This window comes from Pseudomonas sp. 21, from assembly GCF_000955805.1.
Taxonomy (GTDB): Bacteria; Pseudomonadota; Gammaproteobacteria; order Pseudomonadales; family Pseudomonadaceae; genus Pseudomonas.
Genome location: NZ_JYOA01000001.1, coordinates 611,119 through 636,005, shown reverse-complemented (window position 1 = coordinate 636,005; position 24,887 = coordinate 611,119). Strand labels below are relative to the sequence as shown.

The following is a 24,887-nucleotide window of genomic DNA, read 5'->3' as shown; positions in this document are numbered from 1 at the left end:
CTCTATTGCATGAGGCTCTTCAGGTAGGCGCAGAACATATCCGCCATCGCGTCGCTGAATGCATCGATCTGCTCGGCGCTGCGCGGGCTTTCCGAGAACTGCTTGCCCACCGAGCCGAGCGTCGTGGTGATCAACTCGCGGGCCAGCGTGCGTTGTGCTTCGGGAGCGAGCGGGAGGGCTTCGGCGATGAACGCCTGGAAAATGCCCTCGCCGGCGGCCTTGGCTTCGCGGGCCTCCGGCGCATCGCGGTAGAGCGGAGCAGCATCGCTCAGGGCGATACGCATACGCGCCTCCTCGCACTCGGAGCGGATGAAGGCATGGACAAGGTTGCGCAGGCGCTGCAATGGCGCCTGCGTTTCATCCGCCAGCAGGCCGCGCAACATCTCCGTGGTTTGCCGCCACTCGTCGCTCTGCAGGCGGAACAGGATCGCCGCCTTGTTCGGGAAGTACTGGTACAGCGAGCCGACGCTGACGCCGGCGCGCTCGGCCACCCGCGCGGTGGTGAAACGTGAGGCGCCTTCCTTCTCCAGAACCTGAACAGCGGCATCCAGAATGGCCGTCACCAGGTCGTTGGAACGGGCCTGTTTCGGCTCCTTGCGCGTGGAAATACGCGGGCTGCGGCGTTCGCTCATGTGTGGCTCCGGCAATGCGAATAGTAAAACCTGACGAAAAGATCGCATTCTAGTCGGGCGCTTTTTCGCACTCAAATTCCACACGGGAAACCCACCATGACGACCCTCACTTCTGCCCCCGTGGCGCCCCTGCTGCAACGCCTCTTCGAGGAAGCTGATGCGGCCTCTCCCCAGTCCAGCCCGGCCTTCGCCAATCTCGACCAGGCCGCGCTGACGCGCCTGATGCAGAGCAAGACGCAGTACCGCGAACTCTATGGCCAGCTCAGGGACCAGCCGCTGCCCGTCTCGCGGGAAACCGGTGCGCTGCTGTACATGCTGGCGCGCAGCATCGGCGCCAGGCACATCGTCGAGTTCGGCACCTCGTTCGGCATTTCCACCTTGCATCTGGCAGCAGCGCTGCGCGACAACGGCGGCGGCCGGCTGATCACCAGCGAGTTCGAACCTTCGAAAGTGGCACGCGCCCAGGCCAACCTGATTGCCGGTGGCGTGGCCGACCTGGTGGAAATCCGCCAGAGCGATGCGCTGCAGACGCTGGCCCGCGACCTGCCTGAACGCATCGACCTGGTGCTGCTCGACGGCGCCAAGTCGCTCTACCCGGAAATCCTCGCCCTGGTGGAAAGCCGCCTGCGTCCCGGCGCGCTGGTCATCGCGGACAACGCCGACTACTGCCCCGAGTACCTGGCCGAGGTGCGCCTGCCGGGCGGGCGCTACCTGTCGATTCCCTTCGCGGACGATGTGGAGTTGTCCATGCGCCTGGGCTGAGGCTGCGCCGTCTAGAGCGGCGGCCGGGCCACCGGCGCATGCCGCGCCATCAGCTCGACGACCCAGTCGATGAACACCCGCAGCTTGGCGCTGACGTGGCGGTTGGGCGGGAAGGCGACGAACAGCGGCATGGTTTCCATCGTCCAGCCGGCGAACAGCTCCACCAGTTCGCCGCGCGCCACGGCCTCGCCGGCCATGTAGCGCGGCAGCCAGAGCACACCCATGCCGGCGATACCGGCGGCGAGGTAGGCGTTGCCGTCGTCCACGGTCAGCACCGGCCGACCCTGGACCTGCACGGTTTCGCCCTCCTTGTGCAGCGCGTACGACAACGGCTTGCCGGTGCGCGCCCAGAGGTAACCGACGATGCGCTGCTGGCTGTTCTCCAGGTCGCGCGGGTGCTCCGGCACTCCGGCGCGCTGCAGGTAGGAAGGCGCGGCGAAGACTCCCAGCGGCAGGTCGCCGACGCGCCGGGCCATCAGCGATTGATCGGTGAGTTCGCCACCGCGCACCACGCAATCCACCTTCTCATCGATGAGGTCGACCATGCGGTCGCTGACGCCCAGGTCGATCTGGATGTCCGGGTAGCGCGCGTGGAAGCCCGGCAGCGCGGGGATCAGCAGGATGCGCGCCAGCGGGCTGGGCACGTCCACCCTGAGCCGGCCGCGGGGCAGGGCGGCGGCGCTGGAGAGGCTGGTCTCGGCGTCGTCCATGTCCGCCAGCAGGCGCACCACGCGCTCGTAGTAGGCGGCGCCGTCGGCGGTGAGGTTGAGCTTGCGCGTGGTGCGGTTGAGCAGCCGAACGCGCAGCCGCGCCTCCAGTTGCTGGATCAGCTGGGTCACGCTGGTGCGGCTCATGTGCAGGGTGTCGGCGGCCTTGGTGAAGCTGCCGGTTTCCACCACGCGGGCGAAGGCTTGCATCGCATCGAAACGGTCCATGGCGGCTCCGGCTGGCTCAGGAAGGAGGGCGCTGAAAAGGGCTGATTGTTTGGATTCTACAAACAATGCTGACCAGCGTTGCCCGATTATCGCTGCCCCCGCGCGCCGTAACCTGCCTCCATCCTTGAACCGGGGCCATCGCGCCCCTCGCTGGAGCAAGCAGATGAGTACACGTGACGTGGTTTTCCCTTCCGGCCGCCAGGCTCTTTATGAGCGCAACCGCTACTCCCCGGCGATCCGCAGCAACGGCCTGCTGTTCGTCTCGGGCCAGGTGGGCAGCCGCGAGGACGGTTCGCCCGAGGCCGGCCTGGATGCCCAGGTGCGGCGCGCCTTCGCTAACCTCAACGCGATCCTCGACGCCGCCGGTTGCAGCTTCGATGACGTGATGGACGTGACGATCTTCCTGGTCGACCCCCAGGCGAATTTCGAGCGCGCCTGGCAGGTCGCCGCCGACTATTGGGGCGCCGCTCCCTATCCGACGGTGACGGCGGTGGGCGTGACCTGGCTCTACGGCTTCGATTTCGAGATCAAGGTGATCGCGCGCCTGCCACAGGACTGAAGCCGGCCGCAGGGCAGGGCGGCGAGACGGGAGGGCCGGGTTTCTTTACCATGCCGTCCTGTTTTGCCCTGCCAGGATTTCGCCCATGACCGCTCCGACCTTCCGCACTGCCACTCCCGCCGACACCGACCGCTGTTTCGAGATCGAAATATCCGCCTACGAAGGCGACGAGGCGGCCACCCGCGAGAAGATCGCCACGCGCATCGCGCAGTATCCCGAAGGCTTCCTGATCATGGAGCTGGGCGGCGAGATCATCGGCTTCATCAACAGCGGTTGCGCGTTCGAGGTGGTGATGTCCGACGAGGACTTCAAGGAGCTCATCGGCCACGATCCGGCGGCGCCCAACGTGGTGATCATGTCGGTGGTGATCGACCCGGCGCAGCAGGGCAAAGGCTATGCGTCGCTGCTGATGCGGACTTTCGTCGAACGCATGGCGGGCCTGGGCAAGCGCACCATCCACCTGATGTGCAAGGACCGCCACGTGCCGCTCTACGAGCGCTTCGGCTACCGCTACGTGAAGCCGTCGGCGTCCGACCACGGCGGCATGGCGTGGCACGAGATGGTGATGGAGCTGCCAGCCGCCTGAGCCTTCAGCGCTCCGGTCGATCGTTCACCCGGTCGCGGGTGGCGCGTTCGGCCAGCAGGTCGAAGGATTCCGGCAGCAATGCGGTTTCGCCCTGTTCGTCGAGCAACTGGCGGAACACCAGGTGGTCCGGGAAGCTGCGGCTGATCAGGGTGAGCAACTCGGTGCCGCGGTCGGTCAACTCGACGTTGTTGCCGGTGCCGCCATGCTCGCGTGGACGTTCGCGGATGTAGCCGTTCCTGAGCAGATCACCCTCCAGGTCACCGGCAACCCTTTTGAGATGGTCCACGCTGCCGTTCACCGGCTCGCCCTGCAGCCGGTGCTGTTCGGCCACTTCCTCGCCGCATTCGCGGGCCTTGTAGGGTTGGTCGGCGCATTCCTGGGCGCGCAGCAGCAGGCGTTCGATCAGGTCCCAGTCGTAGCTCATGGCGTGTCCTCCGGGGTTAGACAGACAAGGGCTTCCTGATTTGCGACCCGGCCGGGCGGTGAGGGTTCGAACTTCCTGCGCAGCGGCGTGCAACCATCGATGACGTCGAGCTTCACTATCGATGCAATCGAGTGGTGCGCGGGCCGGGCGCGGCTGAGTATCTGTCCCAAGAGCTTGTTGAACCGAGCAAGGGACAGAATCGATGAACACCCAGCGCCCCACACCCAATCGCCTGGCTGCCCGCATCGCCCTCGGCCCGCTGCTGCTGGCCGTGGCCAGCCTCACCGGCTGCGCGGCGACCTCCGAAACCCGGCTGAGCTGGGACAGCCTCGGCGGCACCACCGCCCAGGACAGCAGCGCCTACCTGAGCTGTGTCGACGGCCGGCTCACCCCCGGCACCGCCACCTTCGTCAGCGACAGCGGCACCACCCGCCGGCTGCTCACCGGCAGCGCCGACCCGCTGCAGGCCAGCGGTATCGTGCAGGTGACCCCGATCGCCGGCGGCAACCACTTCAGCGCCTACCAGCGCAGCGCCTGGCAGGACAAGGGCGAGCTGCTGGACGCCGCCTACCAGTGCTCGCAGCACGGTTGATGATCTGTAGAGGTTGATACGTCTTCGAGCGGATCGCTCCCCCCAGCGACCCGCCCAGCGCCGGCAGGCGGCGAAAGGCCTGCGTCAGTGTCTGCCATCGGGCTTTCGCTGATTCACTCTCCAGGGGCGCTCCCCCCAGCGCCCACGTATCGCCCGTCGAGCCCCCCACTCGATGGGCGTTTTTTTTAATTTACGACTGTTGTGTATTCTGATCGGTCATGCCAGTGTGTGCGCCCTGGCGGCTGTATTCGCCTTTCCGTGCCCAGGATGCGCATCCGGTTTGTCCGCCGGGCGCTGAACGACGCCGCCGGCCGACGGTAAACTCACTCCCGTCGCGTAACAGAAGTACAAGAGAATCGAGATGAACACGCATTTTCCGACTTGCGCCGTCTGGGTCCGTCGCGACGCAGACCTGCCCCTTCCCACCACCCTTCAGCCGACGGTGAAAGCATGATCGAGGTAACCGAAGTTTCCATTGCGCAGCTGCGTGAAGCCCTGGAGTCGGGCCGCACCACCGCGGTCGAACTGGTCAAGGCCTACCTCGCGCGCATCGACGCCTACGATGGCCCGACCCAGCTGAACGCCGTGGTCGTGCGCAACACCGAGGCCCTGAAGGAAGCCGAAGCCTCCGACGCCCGCCGCGCCCGTGGCGAGACCCTCGGCCCGCTGGATGGCATCCCCTACACCGCCAAGGACAGCTACCTGGTCAAAGGCCTGACCGCCGCTTCCGGCAGCCCGGCCTTCAAGGACCTGGTCGCCTACCGCGACGCCTTCACCGTCGAGCGCCTGCGCGCCGGCGGCGCCATCTGCCTGGGCAAGACCAACATGCCGCCCATGGCCAACGGTGGCATGCAGCGCGGCGTCTACGGCCGTGCGGAAAGCCCGTACAACCGCAAGTTCCTCACCGCGCCCTTCGCCTCCGGCTCCTCCAACGGCGCCGGCACCGCGACCGCCGCGAGCTTCTCGGCCTTCGGCCTGGCGGAAGAAACCTGGTCCAGCGGTCGTGGCCCGGCCTCGAACAACGGCCTGTGCGCCTACACCCCGTCCCGTGGCGTGATCTCGGTTCGTGGCAACTGGCCGCTGACCCCGACCATGGACGTGGTGGTGCCCTACGCCCGTACCATGGCCGACCTGCTGGAAGTGCTCGACGTGGTCGTCGCCGAAGACACCGACAAGCGTGGCGACCTCTGGCGCCTGCAGCCGTGGGTGCCGATCCCTGCCGTTTCCGAAGTGCGCCCGGCTTCCTACCTGGACCTCGCCGCCGGCCCGGAAGCCCTCAAGGGCAAGCGCCTGGGCGTACCGCGCATGTTCATCAACAAGGACGAACTGGCCGGCACCAGCGAGAAACCCGGCATCGGCGGTCCGACCGGCCAGCGCATCAACACCCGCGCCTCGGTCATCGACCTCTGGGAACAGGCCCGCAAGGCCCTGGAAGCCGCCGGCGCCGAAGTCGTCGAAGTGGACTTCCCGCTGGTTTCCAACTGCGAGGGCGACCGCCCTGGCGCGCCGACCGTGTTCAACCGTGGCTTCGTTACCGAGCAGTTCATGCATGACGAGCTGTGGGAGCTGTCCGGCTGGGGCTTCGACGATTTCCTTCGCGCCAACGGCGACCCCAAGCTCAACAAGCTGGCCGACGTCGACGGGCCGAAGATCTTCCCCCATGACCCGGGCACCCTGCCGAACCGCGAGGACGACCTGGTCGCCGGCATGGACGAGTACGTCAACATGGCCAAGCGTGGCCTGAAGACCTGGGACCAGATCGAGAGCCTGCCCGACGGCCTGCGCGGCCTGGAAAAGACCCGCAAGCTCGACCTGGAAGACTGGATGGACGGCCTGAAGCTCGACGCCGTGCTGTTCCCCACCGTGGCCGATGTCGGCCCGGCGGACGCCGACGTGAACCCGGAATCGGCCGACATCGCCTGGAGCAACGGCATCTGGGTCGCCAACGGCAACCTGGCGATCCGTCACCTGGGCGTGCCGACCGTCACCGTGCCGATGGGCGTGATGGCCGACATCGGCATGCCGGTGGGCCTGACCTTCGCCGGCCGCGCCTATGACGACTCCGCGCTGCTGCGCTTCGCCGCGGCCTTCGAGGCCACTGGCTCCAAGCGCCTGGTGCCGCCGAGCACGCCGCCGCTGGGCTGATCGGCACTACGGCAGTTGAAAAGCCGCGCCTCAGGGCGCGGTTTTTTTATGGCTGGCGCAGGTGTCTCCCTGTAGGAGCGGGCCATGCCCGCGAATCGCGCGCATGGCGCGCTCCTACAAGGTTCGTTGGGCTTTCACGCAGCCGTAGCGCGCTTCCCTGGACGGCGAATAGCCGTAGAAAGACGTGTAGCACTTGCTGAAGTGGCTGGGCGAGACGAAGCCGCAGGCCAGCCCGACCTCGTACATCGGCAGGCTGGAATGCTGCAGCAGGCGGCGGCTTTCGGTGATGCGCAGCTCAAGGTAATAGCGCACCGGCGTGGTGCCCAATTGTTCCTGGAACAGCCGTTCGATCTGCCGCTTGGAGCGCCCGACGTAGCTCGACAGCTGGTCCTGGCTCAGCGGTTCCTCGATGTTCGCGCTCATCAGGTTGATCGCCTCGCGCAGCGGCTCGCTGAGCTTTTCGTGCAGCGCCGGGCGGGTGCGGCGAAAGCGCGATTCCTCGAAGGCGAGGATGTCGACGATGGCGTCCACCAGTTCGCGGCCGTGCCGCGCGTTGATCCACTCCAGCACGAGGTTGAAGGCGCCGGTGGGGCTGGCGGCGGTGAGGCGGTCGCGGTCGGCCTGGTAGCTCTCGCTGGTGACTTCGCTGTGGCGGGCGATCTCCGCCAGCGCCGCGCGGTTCTCCGGGTGTATCGCGCAGCGGTAGCCGTCCAGCAGGCCGGCCTGGCCGAGGAACCAGGCACCGTTCCACAGGCCGGCGAGGGCGATGCCGCGGTCGGCGGCGATCTGCAGCAGGCGCGTCAGCTCGGGGATCGCGCGCAGCGGGGTGCGCAGGCCGCCGCAGACCACCAGCAGGTCGAGCTCGGCGAGTTGCGCCGAGCTCAGCGTCTCGCCGGGGCAGATCACCAGACCCAGGTCGCTGGTGACCGATTCGCCGTCGAGGCTGAAAGTCTCGGTAGCGAACGATTGCACGCGGATCAGGTTGGCGGTGACCAGCGTATCCAGCGCCTGGGTGAAGGCCGGCAGGGAGAAATGTTCGAGCAGCAGGAAGCCCACCCGCGCGAGGCGGCCGGGCTCCCTGGAGTCATCATCCAGGTAGCGCAGGTTGCGGCCCTGCATGGCTCCACTGAACTGGCGGCGTTCGACCAATCGGCACCTCGTCTGCGCGTGGGCGGCTGGCTCAGCCGCGCACGGCGCGGCGGCCGATGGCGGCCTGTTGAGGTGGCGAGGTGCGTCGGCTGGTCTGGCTGAGCAGGATGATGACCACCGTCAGGGCCAGGGTCGAGCTCACCTCCACGCGGTGCGTCGGCATGATGAACATCACCGCCAGGATGAAGCTGATGATCCCGATCACCAGCCAGGTCAGCCAGGGGAACAGCCACATGCGAAACACCAGTTCGTGGTTGCTCCGGCGCAGGATGCCGCGCATGCGCAGCTGTGACACGGCGATGGCGAGGTAGACGAGCAGGGCGATGGAGCCGGAGCTGGCCAGCAGGAACTCGAACAGCCGGCCCGGCGCAAAGAAGTTCAGCAGGGTGGTGAACATGCCGATCAGTGTGCTGGCGATCACCGCCGCGCGCGGCACGCCCGCCGCCGAGGTGCGCTGGATGAAGGCCGGGGCGTCGTGGCGGCGGCTCAGCGAATAGATCATCCGCGAGGCGATGTACACCGAGGAATTCAGGCAGCTGGCCACGGCGACCAGCACCACCAGGTCCATCAGCAGTTGTGCGTTGGGGATGTGCAGCAGTTCCAGGGTGCGCTGGTAGGAGCCGATCTCCACCAGGCGCGGATCGTCCCACGGCACCACCGAGATGATCACCAGGATCGACAGCAGGTAGAACACGCTGATGCGCCAGATCACCGAGCGCGTGGCCTTGGCGATGTTGCGGCTGGGGTCGCTGGATTCGGCGGCGGCGATGGTCACCGCCTCGGTGCCGATGAAGCTGAACAGGGTGGTGATCAGTGCACTGAAGATCGCCGTCCAGCCGTTGGGCATGAAGCCGCCGTGTTCACCCATCAGCCTGTGCAGGCCGCTGACCTCGCGCCCCGGCAGCAGGCCCAGCAGCGCCGCCGCGCCGAGGCCGATGAAGGCGACGATGGCGACCACCTTGAGCATGGCGAACCAGAATTCGAACTCGCCGTACTTGGCCACGCTGAACAGGTTGGTGACGGTCAGCAGCAGGGTCATCGACAGGGCGAATACCCAGGTCTCGACCTGCGGGAACCAGTTGTTGAGGATGACCCCGGCGGCGATGGCCTCGATGGGGATGACCAGCACCCAGAACCACCAGTACAGCCAGCCGATGGTGAACCCGGCCCAGCGGCCGATGGCCTGGTCGGCATAGGCCGAGAAGGAGCCGGTGTCGGGGCTGGCCACGGCCATCTCGCCGAGCATGCGCATCACCAGCACTACCAGCAGCCCGGAGAGGGCGTAGGCGACGATGGCGGAAGGGCCGGCGGCGGCAATCGCGTGGCCGGAGCCGACGAACAACCCTGCGCCGATGATTCCCGCGATGGAAAGCATGGTTACGTGGCGGGGCTTGAAGCCCTGTACCAGATCGCCATTGGCGCCTTTTGCACTGGGAGCACTCATCTGTCGGCCTTTTATTGAAATTGTTATGTAGGGCGCGATGACGCATGGCCGGGCGCAGCTTCCCCGCAGCCGCTGGTTCTCAAGGCGAGGCGGGGGGAATCCGCGTGGCGGCAATGCGCTTCACGCGGGGCTCAAGCTAAGGCAGTGGGTGGGTGGCGAGTTGCTCGAAATCGCCGTGGGCATGACCAAAAACGACATCGGCGGCGGCCGGAATAGTGGCCATGGGCCGCTCTGGGACGATGGTTCCTGTGCGCGAAGCCCTCCGCCGAAGCCGGAGGGCGCTCGTTCAACCGTCGGCGTCGGGCAGGCTGGCGAGGAGTTTTTCCAGCAGGCCGGCGAGCTTCTTCTGCTCGGCTGCACTCAGGCCGGAGAGCACCCGGCGCTGGTTGTCGGCATGGGCGCCGACGGCTTCGTCGATCAGCGCAAGGCCCGCTTCGCTCAGCCCGACCAGCGAGCCGCGGCCATCCTCGGGGTTGGGCATGCGCTGCACCAGGCCCTGTTTCTCCAGGCGGTCGAGACGGTTGGTCATGCTGCCGGAGGAGATCATCGCCGCCTCGTAGAGCACGGTGGGCGTGAGGCGGAAGGGCGGGCCGCTGCGGCGCAGGGTGGCGAGCACGTCGAACTCGCCCGGCTGCAGGCCGTACTCGGCGAACAGCGGATTGAGGTGGTCGCGGGCGATCAGTTGCGCGGCCTCGCCGAGGCGGCCGAGCAGGAGCATGCCGTCGGTATCCAGCTCGGGCAGTTGCTGGCGCCATTGCTCGACGGCGAACGCGGCTCTGTCCATGGGGCTTCCTTTTTATCTTGATGTCGAGATACATTGGATTTGTCTTGATGTAGAGATATTCGCCTGCGCCGTCTTCGCGATCAAGTGCTGGCGCCCCACTGGAAGGATGTTTGCCATGTCTCGAAGCATTTCCCTCGCCGCCTGCCTGCTTGCCGTCGTGCTGGCCGGCCTCAACCTGCGCCCGGCGCTGGCCTCCATCGGCCCGCTGCTGGATGCGTTGCAGGCGTCCGCGAAGCTGTCCGACAGCCTCGCCAGCCTGCTGACCAGCCTGCCGGTGCTGCTGATGGGCCTGGGCGCGCTGGGCGCCGCCCAATTGCTGCGCTATTTCGGCGTGCGCCTCGGCGTGGCGTTCGGGTTGCTGCTGATTGCCCTGGCCTGCGCGCTGCGCCTGCTGCCGGGGCAGGCCGGGCTGCTCGGTGGCGCGGTACTCGCCGGTCTGGGCATCGCCGCCTGCCAGGCGTTGCTGCCGGTGTTCATCCGCCAGCGCTTCGGCGCGCGCGTCGGCGGGGCGATGGGTGCCTATTCCACGGCGATCATGGGCGGCGCCGTGCTGGCCAGCGTGGCTTCACCGTGGCTGGCGAGAGCCTGGGGCGAGCTACCGGCGTTGGCATTCTGGGCGCTGCCCGCGCTGTTGGCGTTGCCGGTCTGGGCCCGAGCGGCACGGGGAGAGGCGCCCATCAGCTCTGCGGCAACGGCGTTCTCCGGTATCGCCCGGCGCGCGGCATGGCTGGCGCTGTTCTTCGGTCTGGGCACGGGCGCCTACGTGCTGGTACTCGCCTGGCTCCCGCCGTACTACACCTCCCTGGGCTGGACGCCGACTGAGGCGGGTGCCTTGCTCGGTGGCCTGACGTTGACCGAAGTGGTCGCCGGCCTGCTGGTCTCGGCCTTCATCGACCGCCTGCCGGACCGTCGCCCGGCGCTCGTGCTCGCCATTGCGTTGCTGCTCGGCGGCCTGATCGTGCTGGTGATGTGGCCGCAGCAGCTGGTACTGCTTGCCATGGTCGGACTCGGGCTGGGCATCGGCGCGCTGTTCCCGCTGTCGCTGATCGTCGCCATGGACAGAGCCCGCAGCCCCGCCGACGCCGGCGCGCTGGTGGGCTTCGTGCAGGGTGTGGGCTACCTGATCGCGGCGCTGTTCCCGCTGCTGGCCGGGCTCGCCCGGCAGTCCATGGCCAGCCTGGCGCCGGCCTGGATCGGCATGGCGCTGGTTTGCCTGGTGATGCTGGCGCTTGCCAGTCGCTTCGCACCGCCGCGCCCGGTCGGGCAGGCACAGGCCTGCTGAGAAATCCATGGCGCGGGCATTCGGGGCTAGGCTGAGTACTTTCGTCTGCCCTGGGTAAACCGCCATGTCCCTCATCCTGTTCGGCCATCCGTTTTCCTCCTACACGCAGAAGGTGCTGATCGCCCTCTACGAGAACGCCACGCCCTTCGAGTTCCGCGGCCTCGGCCCGGATCAGCCGGAGAACGGCGCGCACTGGCTGCGCTTGTGGCCGCTGGCGAAGTTCCCAGTGCTGCTCGATGGCGAGCACAGCGTGGCCGAGACCAGCATCGTCATCGAATACCTGCACCTGAAGCACCCCGGCCCGGTACGCCTGCTGCCGGACGACCCGCTGAAGGCGTTGGACGTGCGCTTCCTCGACCGCTTCTTCGACTGGCATGTGATGACCCCGGTGCAGCATGCCGTTCTCGGTGCCATGAGCGGCGAAGCGGGCAAGCGCGCGGAAGGCCTGGCCCATGCGGTGAGCAAGCTCGAACTGGCCTACGCCTGGCTGGAAGAGGAACTCGCCGGGCGTGCCTGGGCAGCGGGGGACAGCTTCAGCCTTGCCGACTGCGCCGCGGCTCCTTCGCTGTTCTATGCGGACTGGACCCACCCCATCGGCGACCGGTATCCGACGCTGCGTGCCTACCGCTCGCGTTTGCTGGCGCGCCCGTCCTTCGCCCGCGCGGTGGAAGAGGCGCGGCCGCACCGGTCGCTGTTCCCGCTGGGGGCGCCGGATCGGGATTGAGTTTCCCCAACGCCGGCCGCCTGCTCTTGTAGGAGCGAGCTTGCTCGCGAACCGACCAGCACCCAAATCGTCGGTCCATCTGTTCGCGAGCAAGCTCGCTCCTACATAAAGCGCTGCGTTGGGATAGAGGAAAAAAATCCCCCGAGCGCTGCCGCGACCGGGGGATGCAAGACCCGCGCAGGGGGACCGCGCGGGCGAGGTAGACAGGTTGGACCCAGGTTCGATGTCGAAGCCCAATTGTAGGAGCGGGCCGCGCCCGCGATCGCGCGCATGGCGCGCTCCTACAGGTCAGTTGCGACGTTTCCCTTCACGCAGAGGCGCAAATCCCTGCACCGGGTGATGGATCACCTACAGGCGGATCAGCACCGACTTCAGCTCGGTGTAGTGCTCGATGGCGGCGGCGCCCATCTCGCGGCCCACGCCCGACATCTTGAAGCCGCCGAAGGGCAGCGCCGGGTCCAGCGCGCTGTGGCAGTTGACCCACACCGAACCGGACTTGATGCGCGGCACCATGCGGTGCACCGCGGCCAGGTCGTTGGACCAGATGCTCGCGCCCAGGCCGTAGGGGCTGTCGTTGGCCAGGCGCAGGGCGTCCTCGATGTCGTCGAAGGGCATGGCCACCAGCACCGGGCCGAAGATTTCTTCCTGCACCAGCGGATTCTTCTGGTCGACGTCGACGATCACCGTGGGTTTGACGAAGTAGCCGGGGCCGAACTGCTCGCCGCCGCAGGCGATGGTGGCGCCCTTGTCGCGGCCCAGTTGGATGTAGTCGAACACGCGCTTCTGCTGCTTGGCGGAGATCAGCGGGCCCATGTCGATGCTCGGGTCCAGGCCGTTGCCCAGCTTCATGCCGTTGGCGATGCCGGAGATGTCGGCGATCACGTTGTCGAAGTGCTTGCGCTGTACATACAGGCGCGAGCCGGCGCAGCAGACCTGGCCCTGGTTGAAGAAGATCGCCTGGGCGGCGCCGGCGGCGGCGGTGGCGAGGTCGGCGTCGGCCATGACGATGGTCGGCGACTTGCCGCCCAGCTCCAGGGTCACGCGGGTCATGTTGTCCATGGCCGCCTTGCCGATTTCCTTGCCGACCGGGGTCGAGCCGGTGAAGGTCAGCTTGTCCACCAGCGGATGGTGGGAGAGGGCGGCGCCCGCGGTGATGCCGGCGCCGGTGACGACGTTGAACACGCCCGCCGGGTAGCCCGCTTCCAGGACAAGCTCGGCGAGTTTCAGCGCGGACAGCGGGGTTTCGTCGGCGGGCTTGAGCACCACGCTGCAGCCGGTGGCCAGCGCCGGACCGAGTTTCCAGCAGGCCAGCAGCAGGGGGAAGTTCCAGGCAACGATGGCGCCCACCACGCCGACGGCTTCGCGGCGGATGTAGCCGTGGAAGTCGCCATCGGGCATCAGTGGCATCGACACATCGACCGTGCTGCCCTCGATCTTGGTGGCGTAGCCGGCCATGTAGCGCAGGAAGTCGATGGCCAGTTGCACGTCCATCACGCGGGCGACGGCGGCGCTCTTGCCGTTGTTCAGGCATTCCAGTTCGGCCAGCAGGTCGGCGTCGCGCTCCATCAGGTCGGCGAGCTTCCACAGCAGGTTCTGCCGTTCGCGCGGGCGGGTGCGGCTCCAGGCGGAGTCATCGAAGGCCTGGCGCGCGGCGCGCACGGCGCGGTCGACATCGGCGGCGGTGCCGGCGGGCACCTGGCAGAGCACTTCGCCGGTGGCCGGGTTGCGCAGGTCCATCAGGGCGCCGTCGCTGGCGGAGGTCCAGTCGGAGCCGATCAGCATCTTCGGGGCGCGCTGTAGGAAGGCGCGGGATTCGGGCTTGATGGGCAGGGAAGCGAGCATTGCGGTGGCCTCTTGTTGTCTGTTCGTGCTCCCGGTCTGGGAGTCGCTGAGGCTGAGCATCGCAACGGCTGTGCCAAGGCTGGTGATTTTCGTCAATTCATTGAATTTAAAGAGAATTATTGTTTATTCGAGAGAAGGGGCGGAGTTCCGCTGTCGCACATTGCGACAGCAATTGAGACGGTTTGGCCTGCTGGCGGAAGGGGAGATCGGAGCTGGGAGTTCCCTCTCCCCAGCCCTGGCTGCGCGCCCCGCTCCGAAGGGAGAGGGCATATCCGTGCGGCGAAGGCTGCTGAGTCAATCCTGTTGCGATGTGTTCGGCAGAAGATGAAATGCCAGGGCGCGCCGAACCAGGCCCCTCTCCCTTCAGGGAGAGGGGCTCTTCGGTGAGGCACAGCCCGTCAGTCGGTGATGTCCCGGTCCTTGGTTTCGGGCAGGAAGAAGATGCCCAGGATGGCCGTCATCACCGCGATGACGATGGGGTACCAGAGGCCGTAGTAGATGTCCCCGGTGGCGGCCACCATGGCGAAGGCGACGGTGGGCAGGAAGCCGCCGAACCAGCCGTTGCCGATGTGGTAGGGCAGCGACATGGAGGTGTAGCGGATGCGCGTCGGGAACAGCTCCACCAGCCACGCCGCAATCGGCCCGTAGACCATGGTCACGTAGATCACCAGGATGGTCAGCAGCACCAGCATCATCAGGTGGTTGATCTTCGCCGGGTCGGCCTTCTCGGGGTAGCCGGCCTCCTTGAGCGAGGCGGCGAGCTGCGCGGTGAAGACTTCCGACTGCACCTTGAACTCCGCCGCCGGCATGCCGGCTCCTTCGAAGCTGGCGATGACCTTGTCGCCGACGTGCACCTGGGCGAGCGCGCCGGTCTCGGCCTTGAGGTTCTCGTAGGGGATGGCGCGCTTGGCCAGCAGGCTCTTGGCCAAGTCGCAGGAGCTGACGAATTTCGCCTTGCCCACCGGGTCGAACTGGAAGGAGCAGGCGTTAGGGTCGGCCACCACGGTGACCGGGTTCTTCTCCTGGGCGGCGAACACGTCCGGGTTACCGAACTGGGTCAGGCCGTGGAAGATCGGGAAGTAGGTCAGTGCGGCGAGGATGCAGCCGGCCATGATGATCTTCTTGCGGCCGATGCGGTCGGACAGGCTGCCGAAGAACACGAAGAACGGCGTGCCCAGCAACAGGGAACCTGCGATCAGCAGGTTGGCGGTCTGCGCGTCGATCTTCAGCGTCTGCAGCAGGAAGAACAGCGCGTAGAACTGCCCGGTGTACCAGACCACGGCTTGCCCGGCGGTGCCGCCGAGCAGCGACATGATCACCACCTTGAGGTTCTCCCAGCGGCCGAAGGACTCGGTCAGCGGCGCCTTGGAGGCCTTGCCTTCTTCCTTCATCTTCAGGAACACCGGCGACTCGGAGAGTTGCAGGCGGATATACACCGAGATGATCAGCAGCAGGATCGACAGCAGGAACGGAATCCGCCAGCCCCAGGCTTCGAACGCCTCGGTGCCGAGCACGGTGCGGCAGGCCATGATCACCAGCAGCGAGAGGAACAGGCCCAGCGTCGCGGTGGTCTGGATCCACGAGGTGAAGAAGCCGCGCTTGCCCTTGGGCGCGTGCTCCGCGACGTAGGTCGCCGCGCCGCCATACTCGCCGCCCAGCGCCAGGCCCTGCAGCAGGCGCAGGGTGATCAGGATGATCGGCGCGGCCACGCCGATGGTGGCGTAGGCGGGCAGCAGGCCGACCACGGCGGTGGAGATGCCCATGATGATGATGGTGATGAGGAAGGTGTGCTTGCGTCCGATCATGTCGCCCAGGCGGCCGAACACGATGGCGCCGAAGGGCCGCACCGCGAAGCCGGCGGCGAAGGCCAGCAGGGCGAAGATGAAGGCGGTGGTTTCATTGACCCCGGCGAAGAAGTGCTTGGCGATGATCGCCGCCAGGGAGCCGTAGAGGTAGAAGTCGTACCACTCGAACACCGTACCCAGGGAGGAGGCAAAGATGACCTTGCGCTCCTCCTTGGTGATTCCGCTGTGAGGAGCGTTGCCCGCGGCCGGGCTGTATGTCTGCGCCATGTTCGTCTCCGTCTTGTTGTTGTTTTGGGCCGGAGTCCCTCAATTTCCGTTACCGCACTCGAGCCCAGGGCTGATGACAGGTCGTACGGATTGCGCGATGCGTGAATACAGGCGGCCCTGCGGCTGGCCGCAAGGTCATCTGAAAGCATAATCGTTCTCACGCGTCTGGCCACCCGCGACCGCCGGCAAAGCCCCGGCTGGCGCGGATTGGCACCTGTTCTGGACAGCTCGGATGACGCGAGGCGTCTGGCTGGCGCCTCGATGACGGGCACTTCCTTGCTGGAAAGACGTGCAATTAGACCATCGTCTATAACGGTCAGGGCTGTCTCAGACTGCTACAGCTGTCGCGATCTGTCACGCGGACGGGCGTTCGGAACACGCGCAGCTCGCTGTTTCGCAAGGACTTTTCCGGCTGGCACGCAACGTGAAGCGCTGCGGGTTTCGCCCAGCGCCGCGTCGGCGCTGCACAAGGAGGCCTGGCTTGAAGAGGATGCACCTGTCGTTGCCGTGGATCGCGGGGCCGCTGGCGGCCGCGCTGACCTGCCTGTTGTTGTGGTTACTGCCCGACGTGGGCAACGGGTTGCTCTGGGCCCTGGCGGCGCTGATTGCCCTTGGAGCCCTTCGCCAGGAGCGGCGAGGGCTGGCTTGGCCGGTTGCCCTCGGTGCGCTGTGCGGCGCCTGCCTTGCGCTTGGCCTGCACCTGGTGGCCGATCATTTCCAGTTGCGCTACGCCTGGCTCTACAGCAGTGCGGCGCTGCCGGCCTACCTGAAGTTTTCCAACCTCTGGGGTGGCGATGAAGGCACGGTACTGCTGCTGGCAACCTTCTGCATGGCGATCGCCCTGAAGAGCGCCGCGCTGCCCGGCTGGGCCGGGCGCGGCATGGCCCTGATCGCCGCCTGGTACGTCGCCACTGCCGCGTGGCTGGGGCCGTTCGGTGCGACGCCGGCGGGCTGGCTGGCGGCGCAGCCGAGCCAGGGCATGAACGCCCACCTGCAGACCTTCTGGATGTCCCTGCATGCGCCGCTGATCCTCTGCGCCTACGCCTGGGTGTTGGCGCCCTCCGGCGCCGCGCTGGAGGCGCTGGGGCGGGGTGGCCACGCCTATGCCTGGGTGATGCCGCGCTACAGCCGCCGCGCCTGGCTGATCCTCAGTGCGGGCATTGGCGTGGGTATGGCCTGGGCCATGGAGGACTTCACCTATGGCCAACTCTGGCACTGGGACCCGGTGCAGACCTCGGCCTTCATCATCTGGGCGTTGCTCGGCGCGGTGCTGCACGGCGCCCGCCGCTGGCGCGCGGACGGCCCCTACGCACGGCTGCTGCCGGTGCTCAGCCTGCTGGCGGCGGCCATGGCCTGCGGCGCCATGGCGGTGACCCGCAGCACGGTGCTGGCCAGCTCGCACCGCTACATCGGCACCACCTCCTGGCTCAGCCACCTGGCGTTGGCGGCGATCCTGCTGGCCCTCGCGGCCTTCCACCTGCTTGCCGGGTGGCGATCCCGCAAGCGGGCAGGGCGGCGGCGTGGGGCGTCGGACTGGACGCTGGACGTCGCCATCTACCTGTTCGCCGGCACCGGTCTGCTGGCCCTCGGCGCGCTGCTCCAGGCGCACCTCTACGAATGGCTGGGAATGGAGCGGCCGAGCGAGCTGAAGCCCTTCTTCGAGACCCTGACCGCCTGGGCCACCACCACCGAGATGGACAGCCTGCGCCGCGCCTTCGACCAGTGGGACGTCAACGGCTACGGCCTCGCGCACTGGGTCGTGCCGCTGCTGGCGGCCCTTGGCCTGATGGGCGGCTACAGCTTCCTGCGCCGGTGCGGGCGCCCCCGGATGGCGCTGCTGGCGACGCTGCTGATGGCTGCCGTGATGCTCTGGACCGGTTGGCGCGGCGGTTGGCTGAGCGGCGGCTACAACGGCGATGGCATGCTTTCGCAGAATATCGTGCGGGTGCTGCCGTGGCTGGACGCGGCACTGCTGGGCGGTGCCTTCCTGATGCTCAGTTGCCTGCTGTGGGGCGTGCAGAGCCTGTGGCGCAGCCGGCGGGTGGGCAACCTGCGCTACAGCGGCGGGCTGGCGCTGGTGCATGGCGGCGCGGTGATCGCGCTGGTGGGCGGGCTGGCCGCCACGGCATTGAACAGCTACCAGCAGATCAGTATCCCGCCGGGCACGTCCTTCGAGCAGTGGCACGCGGTGATCGGCGGCATGCAGATGCGCGTCTCGCCGGATGCCAGCCGCCCGGATTTCTCCGGTTACCACGCGGTGGCCAAGGTCGAGTTGCGCGACGGCGAGCGCACATTGGCCGGCCACGCGCTGTTCCAGGACAGCCGGGGCAACCCGCCGGCCTACCAGGGGCCGGTGCGCCAGCTCTGCGAAATCCTCGACTACCACTACGCGCGCTTCGCCTCGGATCGCGGCTACGTGTTGCATCCGTTCATCGTCCGCGGCTGGAGTGGTGATCTGCAGATCTGGGTGCCGGCCTCGGCGCGGTTGCTCAAGCAGCCGGGTGACGATATCGAAAGCGTCGTGGTGGTGCGCCGCTTCCCGTTCCTCTCGCTGGTCTGGATCGGCCTGCTGACCATGCTGTTCGGCGCCTTGTTGCTCCCGGCGGGCGGCGCTTTGCGCAAGCCGGACCATACTGCTTCGCAGGGTGTCTCACGGGCCCTGTCTCAGAGTTAGACAGCAATCGCGAAATGTTACGTCGCAAGCCCGGTGTCCTCTGCCGGGCGTGCCTGGGAATTCCGCCGAAAGCCTGATTCGGCGGGGTTTTCGCAGTAGTGGCACACAACCTGCAAAACCGCTTTCAAGAGCACGCTCTTAGCCCATCGGTGGGCGCGAATAACCAACAAGAATACCGAGGAGGCCTGACCTTGAAGATGACACGACTTCGGCACTATCTGGGTGCCGGAACCCTGGCCGCACTGGCCCTTGCGCTGCACCAGACGGCCCAGGCCGCACCCGAGGGCCAGGCGATCATCAACGCCAAGTGCCAGGCGTGCCACACGCCCGAAGGCAACAACTCCCTCAGCCGTATCAGCCACCAGCGCAAGACCCCCGAAGGCTGGCTGATGAGCATCGGCCGCATGCAGGTGATGTACGGCCTGAAGATCACCGACGAGGAGCGTCGTGCGGTGGTCAAGTTCCTCGCCGACAAGCAGGGCCTGGCACCCAGCGAGACCGAAGGCGTGCGTTACGCCCTCGAGCGCCGGCTGAACACGGTCGAGAAATTCGATACCAACTTCGAGCAGATGTGCGCCCGTTGCCACTCGGCCGCGCGCATCGCCCTGCAACGCCGCCCGGCGGCGGAGTGGGAGAAGCTGGTGAACTTCCACCTCGGACGCTGGCCGTCGCTGGAATACCAGGCACTGGCCCGCGACCGCGACTGGTTCGACCTGGCGAAGAAAGAGATGGTCCCCGAGCTCGCCAAGCGCTTCCCGCTGGAAGACAAGGCCTGGAGCGACTGGCAGAAGAATCGGCCCAAGGCCGAGACGCTGACCGGCGAGTGGAGCTTCGCCGGGCACATGCCGGGCAAGGGTGATGTCGCCGGCAGCATGAAGGTGGCGAAGGATGGCGACGACGCCTTCAAGGTCAGCGTGACCGGCAAGTATGCCGATGGCTCGCCATTCGACGGCGAAGGCAGTGCGGTGCTCTACAACGGCTACGAATGGCGCGGCGCGGTGAAGGTCGGTGACGTGACCATGCGTCAGGTATTCGCTGCCCTCAACGGCCAGATGCAGGGCCGCATGTTCGACAAGGCGCACGATGAGCGCGGCCTGGACTTCGTCGCGGCGAAGGATGGCACCAGCCATGTGCTGGGCGTGCAGCCGGCCTACATCAAGGCAGGTGCGGAGACCGAAGTCAGCGTGGTCGGCACTGGCCTGAAGGGCAAGCCATCGTTCGGCAAGGGCGTGGAGGTAGTGTCGGTGGTTTCCGAGACGCCCGAGCGCGTGACCGTCAAGGTCAAGGCCAGCGATTCGGCCGCTGCCGGCGAGCGCGATGTCAGCGTGGGCACCGCCAAGGGCGGCAGCCTCGCGGTGTACAAGGACATCGCCGAAGTCAAGGTGGTGCCGGAGTTCTCCATCTCCCGCATCGGCGGCAACGGCGGCTCGACGCCCAAGGTCCAGGGCAGCTTCGACGCCGAGGCCTGGGGCAAGGGCGCCGACGGCAAGCCGTTCCGCATCGGCGTATTCCCCGCGCAGTGGTCGGTGGAGCCCTTCGACGACCGCGCCAAGGAAGACGAGGACGTGAAGTATGCCGGGGTGATGGACGCCGACAGCGGCATCTTCACGCCGGGTGATGCTGGCCCGAACCCGGCGCGCAAGATGATGACCAACAACGCCGGCAACCTGAAGGTGATTGCCGCGGTGGACGACGCCGGCCAGTCGCACAAGGGCGAAGGGCACATGATCGTCACCGTGCAGCGCTGGAACAACCCGCCGATCCCGTGATGCGGGATCGGATGAACTGAACCCCTGAACCCCGTCTTCGGACGGGGATTGGCAAGCAAGTTCCGGGAGGTCGCCATGGGCGCCATCTTGAATCTGGTCGAACGCAACCTGCACGAAGTGCAGGTCGACGCCGACCGCCTGTTGTTCCATATCCCCAGCTCCTCGCTGTTCGCCAGCGACGAGTTGACCGGCGGGATCATCGACGCGCTGCGCGGGCATGCCTGCTCGCCGGACGAGCTGACCCAACGCCTGGCCGGGCGCTTCGGCGCCGAGGAAATCGACGAGACCCTGCGCGAGCTGATCGCGCTGGAGCTGGTCAGCGATGGCTCGCCGCTGACCCCTGAAATCGGCATCAAGAAGGTTGACCGCACCGCGCTCAACACCGTGGTGCTGAACGTCAACACCGGTTGCAACCTGAGCTGCACCTACTGCTACAAGGAAGACCTGGACAAGCCCTCCGCCGGCAAGAAGATGGGCGCGGAAACCGCCGAGGCCTCGGTGGAAATGCTGATCCAGGAGTCCCCCGAAGAGCAGCGCTACACCGTGGTGTTCTTCGGCGGCGAGCCGCTGTCCAACCGCCCGCTGATCGAGCACATGGTTGCCTACTGCGAGCGCCGTTTCGGCGAGCTGGGCAAGACGGTGGACTTCGTCATGACCACCAACGCCACGCTGCTCACCGAGGAAATCGTCGACTGGCTCAACGCCCATCGCTTCGGGCTGTCCATCAGCATCGACGGGCCGAAGACGGTGCACGACCGCAACCGTATCACCGTGGGCGGGCAGGGCACCTATGACGTGGTGCGGCGCAAGGCCGACATGCTGCTGTCGCGCTACACCGCGCGGCCGGTTGGCGCGCGGGTGACGCTCACCACTGGCGTCACCGATGTCGAGACCATCTGGAACCACCTGTTCAACGAGATGGGCTTCGCCGAAGTCGGTTTCGCCCCCGTCACCTCGGGCGATATCAGCAGCTACAACCTCACCGGGGACGAGCTGAAGGCGGTCTTCGCCGGCATGAAGGCCCTCGGCCGCCGCTACCTGGACGAGGCGCTGGAAGGGCGCAACATCGGCTTCTCCAACCTGCACCAGCTGATCACCGACATCCACGAAGGGCAGAAGAAAGCCCTGCCGTGTGGCGCCGGCCTGAAGATGCTGGCGGTGGACCACAAGGGCGAGCTGAACCTGTGCCACCGCTTCACCGGTTCCTCGCTGCCGACCTTCGGCAACGTCCATGAAGGGGTGAAGCAGGCCGAGCTGAACGACTTCCTGTCGCAGCGCCTGGACCGCACCGACACCGGCTGCGCCAGCTGCCACATCCGCAACCTCTGCTCCGGCGGCTGCTACCACGAGAGCTACGCGCGTTACGGCGACCCGGCGCACCCCACCTACCACTACTGCGAACTGATGAGGGACTGGGTCGACTTCGGCATCGAGGTCTACAGCCGGATCATGGCCTCCAACCCCAGCTTCATCGACCGCCACATCACTCCGCGGAAGGCGCACTGACATGAAACATCTGAAAGCGATCAACACCAAAGCACAGAAGCTCGAACAGGCCGCCGCCGAGGATCGCATCGAGGACGTGGTGGCGATGAACTCCGTGGCCGGCTGCGCGGCCACCACCGACCCGGGCTGGGAAGTCGACGTGTTCGGCGGCGTGTCCTCGCTCTGCCAGCCGATGGAAGCGGACCTCTACGGCTGCTCCGACCCTTGCTGGTGGCCGGCCCAGGTGCCGGACATGATGAGCACCTACCCCGACTGGAACAAGGATGCGCAGGCCTCGGCCGAGAACTGGCGCAACCTCGGCACCGTATTCCCGGACGACAAATGACCGGACTGACGAATATCGGCCCCAAGAGCATGGACCAGAAGAACAAGAGGAAAACCTGCATGTCCAGAAAAGCATTCGCCGCCGCGCTCGGCGGCCTCTCGCTGGCCTGCGCGCTGCAAGCCGTCGCCGCCGATACCGGCGCCGACACCGGCAAGGCGCTGGAGAGTGGCCACGAATACCTGATCAGCACCAACTACCCGAACAACCTGCACGTCATCGACATGCAGACCGACAAGCTGTTCAAGACCTGCACCATCCCCGGCGCCTACGGCCCGGGCATGACCCAGCTGTCGCCGGACCGCAAGACCGTCTACATCCTCAGCAACCACTACGCGGACATCTACGGCATCCAGCTCGATGACTGCAAACCGGTGTTCCACGCCACCATCGCGCAGAGGCCGGGCGAGAATGCGCGGGCGATGTTCTCCATGACCGTCAGCCATGACGGCAAGGAGATCTACGCCATCGCCAACCCGACGCTGATCCTCGCCGAGCACTACGAGGTGCAGCAGCCGCGCCTTCAGGTGTATTCCGTCGCGGACGGCATGGACGCCAAGCCGGTGCGCACCTTCCCGGCGCCGCGCCAGCTGACCATCATGCAGAGCGGCGACGACGGTACCCTCTACGTGGCGGGCCCGGACATCTACAAGGTGGACGTGAAGACCGGCAAGTTCGACGTGATCATCCCCAGCCGCAACTGGAAGCGCCCCAACTACGCGCCGCCAGATGTTCTCTACGTGTGGAACCAGCAGACCTACCCGCGTGACTTCTCGCTGCTCTACACCACGGCGAAGTTCAAGGACGCCAAGCAGGACCTGGCCACGGCCGACTTCCTCTACGGCTTCTTCAACATCGACCTGGCCACCGGCAAGACCGAGACCGTCGACTTCGGCCCGGTCACCGAGGTGTACTTCAGCGGCATCCGCTCGGCCAAGGACCGCAACATCATCTACGGCGTGCTGAACCGCCTGGCCAAGTACGACATCAAGGAGCAGAAGCTGGTCAAGGCGGCGAACCTGGACCACTCCTACTACTGCCTGTCGACCAACAAGGCCGGCAACAAGCTGTACCTGACCGGCACCCTGAACGACGTGGCGATCTTCGATGCCGACAGCCTGGAGCGCATCGGCGACCTCAAGCTGCCCGGCGGCGACATGGCGATCACCACCAGCCAGGCGTTCGTGGCCAACTGAGCCCTGCCAACTGAGCGTTGCCGGACAACACCCAATGCCCGGAGCACGAAAGTGCTCCGGGCATTTTCTTTGGGCCGATTTCAGATTTCCGGCTCGGGACTGAGGTACCGCTGCGCACCACAGCGCGCACAGCGCTGGCACAGCATCGGCACGCGGCCGACTTCGGTCAGATTCCCTTCATCCCAAGCACATCCCAGGAAAAAGCAGCGCAATCGCATGTGTCCTCCTCCGGATCGCTCCGGTGCGTAGACAGGCAGCAGGGTGCAGGTGACGCTCCGGGATTGTTCTTGTGTGGAGACGCAGCGAGCCTCTCGCGAGCGCTCTGGAATGGGCAACCTAAACTGCCCAATGGCTTCCAGGGCCCGTGCGGTGCGCTCTGTCGCCACTCCGGTTACCACTGGTCACCCTCAGGGAATGGACCTTGACAGTTAATATTATGAGCATAATATTAACTGTCAGATGACGGCCATAATCTTAAGCGGGCCGGACATTCCAGACGGCCAACCGGCCCTACCTACCTTGCATGCGGGGCAACCGCCTCCCTGGAGACAGAACCATGAATGCCAAATCCCAACTGGGCCGTGCACTGATCACCGGTGCTTCCTCCGGCATTGGCGCCACCTATGCGCAGCGCCTCGCCGCACAGGGCTACGACCTGCTGCTGGTAGCCCGCGACCAGCAGCGCCTGGAAGCCCTGGCTGCGCGCCTCGGCGAGGAATACGGCGTCTCGGTGGACGTGCTGAAGGCCGACCTGACCCGCCGCGAAGACCGCGCGCGCATCGAGGCCCGACTGGCCGAGGATGCGAGTCTCAGCCTGCTGCTGAACAACGCCGGCGTGGCGATCAACGGCACCCTGCTGGAAACCGACCTGGACCGCCTGGAAAGCATGATCGAACTGAACGTCATCGCCACCGCGCGCCTGGCCGGCGCCGCCGCCAAGGCCTTCGCCGGTCGCGGTCGTGGCACCATCATCAACGTGGCCTCGGTGCTGGCACTGGCGCCGGAACTGTTCAACGGCAGCTACAGCGCCACCAAGGCCTTCGTGCTCAACCTGACCCAGTCCATGCAGCAGGAGCTGGCGCCGCTGGGCCTGCGCATCCAGGCCGTGCTGCCGGGCGCCACCCGCACCGAAATCTGGGACCGCGCCGGCACCGATATCTCCGCACTGCCGGCGGAAATGCTGATGGACGTGAACCACATGGTCGACGCCGCGCTGGCCGGCCTGGCCCAGGGTGAAGTGGTGACCCTGCCGGCGCTGCCGGATGCGGGCGAATTCGAAGCCTTCACCGCCGCGCGCCTGAAGATGGCGCCGAATCTCTCGCGCAGCGCCCCGGCGCAGCGTTACGGCGTGGCGGTGGCTTGATCGAGTAACTGAGTGGCGAAAAGCTTGCCCCGGCCTTGCGCCGGGGCTTTTTTATGCGCGGCTTTTGCAGGACCGCGCCCTGCGCGTGATCGCGGGCATGGCCCGCTCCTACAGGGAGCTTCCGA

General features: G+C 66.6%; 22 protein-coding genes. 13 read left to right on the top strand and 9 right to left on the bottom strand.

Annotation, left to right across the window (positions count from 1 at the left end):
• Positions 1-2: 2 nt before the first annotated feature.
• Positions 3-632 carry a TetR family transcriptional regulator gene (locus UB43_RS02760; protein WP_045208184.1) on the bottom strand — a complete coding sequence of 210 codons (630 nt, stop codon included), beginning with the start codon at positions 630-632 and terminating at the stop codon, positions 3-5.
• Positions 633-728: 96 nt separating this feature from the next.
• Here UB43_RS02760 and UB43_RS02755 point away from each other — a divergent pair, with 96 nt between their 5' ends.
• Positions 729-1,394 (top strand): O-methyltransferase, encoded by a 666-nt coding sequence (locus tag UB43_RS02755; RefSeq protein ID WP_045208182.1) that lies wholly within the window; start codon positions 729-731, stop codon positions 1,392-1,394.
• 11 nt (positions 1,395-1,405) lie between these two features.
• Here UB43_RS02755 and UB43_RS02750 read toward each other — a convergent pair whose 3' ends face one another.
• Positions 1,406-2,329 (bottom strand): LysR family transcriptional regulator, encoded by a 924-nt coding sequence (locus tag UB43_RS02750; RefSeq protein ID WP_045208180.1) that lies wholly within the window; start codon positions 2,327-2,329, stop codon positions 1,406-1,408.
• 163 nt (positions 2,330-2,492) lie between these two features.
• Here UB43_RS02750 and UB43_RS02745 point away from each other — a divergent pair, with 163 nt between their 5' ends.
• A complete protein-coding gene (locus tag UB43_RS02745) occupies positions 2,493-2,888 on the top strand; it encodes a RidA family protein (protein WP_045208179.1) in 396 nt (131 codons plus the stop codon).
• 85 nt (positions 2,889-2,973) lie between these two features.
• A complete protein-coding gene (locus UB43_RS02740; RefSeq protein ID WP_045208178.1) occupies positions 2,974-3,474 on the top strand; it encodes a GNAT family N-acetyltransferase in 501 nt (166 codons plus the stop codon).
• Positions 3,475-3,478: 4 nt separating this feature from the next.
• Here UB43_RS02740 and UB43_RS02735 read toward each other — a convergent pair whose 3' ends face one another.
• A complete protein-coding gene (locus tag UB43_RS02735) occupies positions 3,479-3,898 on the bottom strand; it encodes a transcriptional regulator (protein ID WP_045208177.1) in 420 nt (139 codons plus the stop codon).
• 202 nt (positions 3,899-4,100) lie between these two features.
• On the opposite strand from UB43_RS02735, the gene UB43_RS02730 reads away from it, so the two are divergent.
• On the top strand, positions 4,101-4,490 hold the full coding sequence (locus UB43_RS02730) for a hypothetical protein (RefSeq protein ID WP_256204874.1): 390 nt from the start codon (positions 4,101-4,103) through the stop codon (positions 4,488-4,490).
• A gap of 450 nt (positions 4,491-4,940) precedes the next feature.
• Complete coding sequence (locus UB43_RS02725; RefSeq protein WP_045208176.1) at positions 4,941-6,635, top strand: amidase; 1,695 nt, start codon at positions 4,941-4,943, stop codon at positions 6,633-6,635.
• Positions 6,636-6,749: 114 nt separating this feature from the next.
• On the opposite strand, the gene UB43_RS02720 is transcribed toward UB43_RS02725, so the two are convergent.
• The 3 genes from UB43_RS02720 to UB43_RS02710 form a co-directional block, all read right to left on the bottom strand.
• On the bottom strand, positions 6,750-7,754 hold the full coding sequence (locus UB43_RS02720; RefSeq protein ID WP_156160340.1) for a GlxA family transcriptional regulator: 1,005 nt from the start codon (positions 7,752-7,754) through the stop codon (positions 6,750-6,752).
• Positions 7,755-7,815: 61 nt separating this feature from the next.
• Positions 7,816-9,228 (bottom strand): GABA permease, encoded by a 1,413-nt coding sequence (gabP, locus tag UB43_RS02715; protein WP_045208174.1) that lies wholly within the window; start codon positions 9,226-9,228, stop codon positions 7,816-7,818.
• A gap of 286 nt (positions 9,229-9,514) precedes the next feature.
• Positions 9,515-10,012: a MarR family winged helix-turn-helix transcriptional regulator gene (locus tag UB43_RS02710; protein WP_045208173.1), complete on the bottom strand. Its 498-nt coding sequence runs from the start codon at positions 10,010-10,012 to the stop codon at positions 9,515-9,517.
• 115 nt (positions 10,013-10,127) lie between these two features.
• On the opposite strand from UB43_RS02710, the gene UB43_RS02705 reads away from it, so the two are divergent.
• On the top strand, positions 10,128-11,294 hold the full coding sequence (locus tag UB43_RS02705; RefSeq protein ID WP_045208172.1) for an MFS transporter: 1,167 nt from the start codon (positions 10,128-10,130) through the stop codon (positions 11,292-11,294).
• A gap of 64 nt (positions 11,295-11,358) precedes the next feature.
• Complete coding sequence (locus UB43_RS02700) at positions 11,359-12,018, top strand: glutathione S-transferase family protein (protein WP_045208171.1); 660 nt, start codon at positions 11,359-11,361, stop codon at positions 12,016-12,018.
• Between the two features lie 348 nt (positions 12,019-12,366).
• On the opposite strand, the gene UB43_RS02695 is transcribed toward UB43_RS02700, so the two are convergent.
• Positions 12,367-13,860, bottom strand: coding sequence for an aldehyde dehydrogenase (locus UB43_RS02695; protein WP_045208170.1), 1,494 nt, complete (start codon positions 13,858-13,860; stop codon positions 12,367-12,369).
• 398 nt (positions 13,861-14,258) lie between these two features.
• A complete protein-coding gene (locus tag UB43_RS02690) occupies positions 14,259-15,932 on the bottom strand; it encodes an MFS transporter (RefSeq protein WP_045208169.1) in 1,674 nt (557 codons plus the stop codon).
• Positions 15,933-16,422: 490 nt separating this feature from the next.
• Between UB43_RS02690 and ccsA the strand changes: the two genes are divergently transcribed.
• The 5 genes from ccsA (at position 16,423) to peaD (ending at position 23,399) form a co-directional block, all read left to right on the top strand.
• Positions 16,423-18,606 (top strand): cytochrome c biogenesis protein CcsA, encoded by a 2,184-nt coding sequence (gene ccsA / locus UB43_RS02685; protein WP_045208168.1) that lies wholly within the window; start codon positions 16,423-16,425, stop codon positions 18,604-18,606.
• Between the two features lie 197 nt (positions 18,607-18,803).
• On the top strand, positions 18,804-20,375 hold the full coding sequence (gene peaA / locus UB43_RS02680; RefSeq protein ID WP_045208892.1) for a quinohemoprotein amine dehydrogenase subunit alpha: 1,572 nt from the start codon (positions 18,804-18,806) through the stop codon (positions 20,373-20,375).
• Positions 20,376-20,450: 75 nt separating this feature from the next.
• Complete coding sequence (gene peaB, locus UB43_RS02675; RefSeq protein WP_045208167.1) at positions 20,451-21,881, top strand: quinohemoprotein amine dehydrogenase maturation protein; 1,431 nt, start codon at positions 20,451-20,453, stop codon at positions 21,879-21,881.
• Position 21,882: 1 nt separating this feature from the next.
• The gene (gene qhpC, locus UB43_RS02670) at positions 21,883-22,206 is read left to right on the top strand and encodes a quinohemoprotein amine dehydrogenase subunit gamma (protein ID WP_015477047.1); all 324 of its coding nucleotides are present in this window, start codon (positions 21,883-21,885) and stop codon (positions 22,204-22,206) included.
• A gap of 59 nt (positions 22,207-22,265) precedes the next feature.
• Positions 22,266-23,399 carry a quinohemoprotein amine dehydrogenase subunit beta gene (peaD, locus tag UB43_RS02665; RefSeq protein ID WP_156160326.1) on the top strand — a complete coding sequence of 378 codons (1,134 nt, stop codon included), beginning with the start codon at positions 22,266-22,268 and terminating at the stop codon, positions 23,397-23,399.
• A gap of 80 nt (positions 23,400-23,479) precedes the next feature.
• Here the strand turns inward: peaD and UB43_RS30180 are convergent, their stop codons facing one another.
• Positions 23,480-23,617, bottom strand: coding sequence for a PSPA7_2676 family Cys-rich small protein (locus tag UB43_RS30180; protein ID WP_305728772.1), 138 nt, complete (start codon positions 23,615-23,617; stop codon positions 23,480-23,482).
• A 338-nt stretch (positions 23,618-23,955) separates the two neighbouring features.
• Here UB43_RS30180 and UB43_RS02660 point away from each other — a divergent pair, with 338 nt between their 5' ends.
• Positions 23,956-24,762: an SDR family oxidoreductase gene (locus UB43_RS02660; RefSeq protein ID WP_045208164.1), complete on the top strand. Its 807-nt coding sequence runs from the start codon at positions 23,956-23,958 to the stop codon at positions 24,760-24,762.
• Positions 24,763-24,887: the final 125 nt, after the last annotated feature.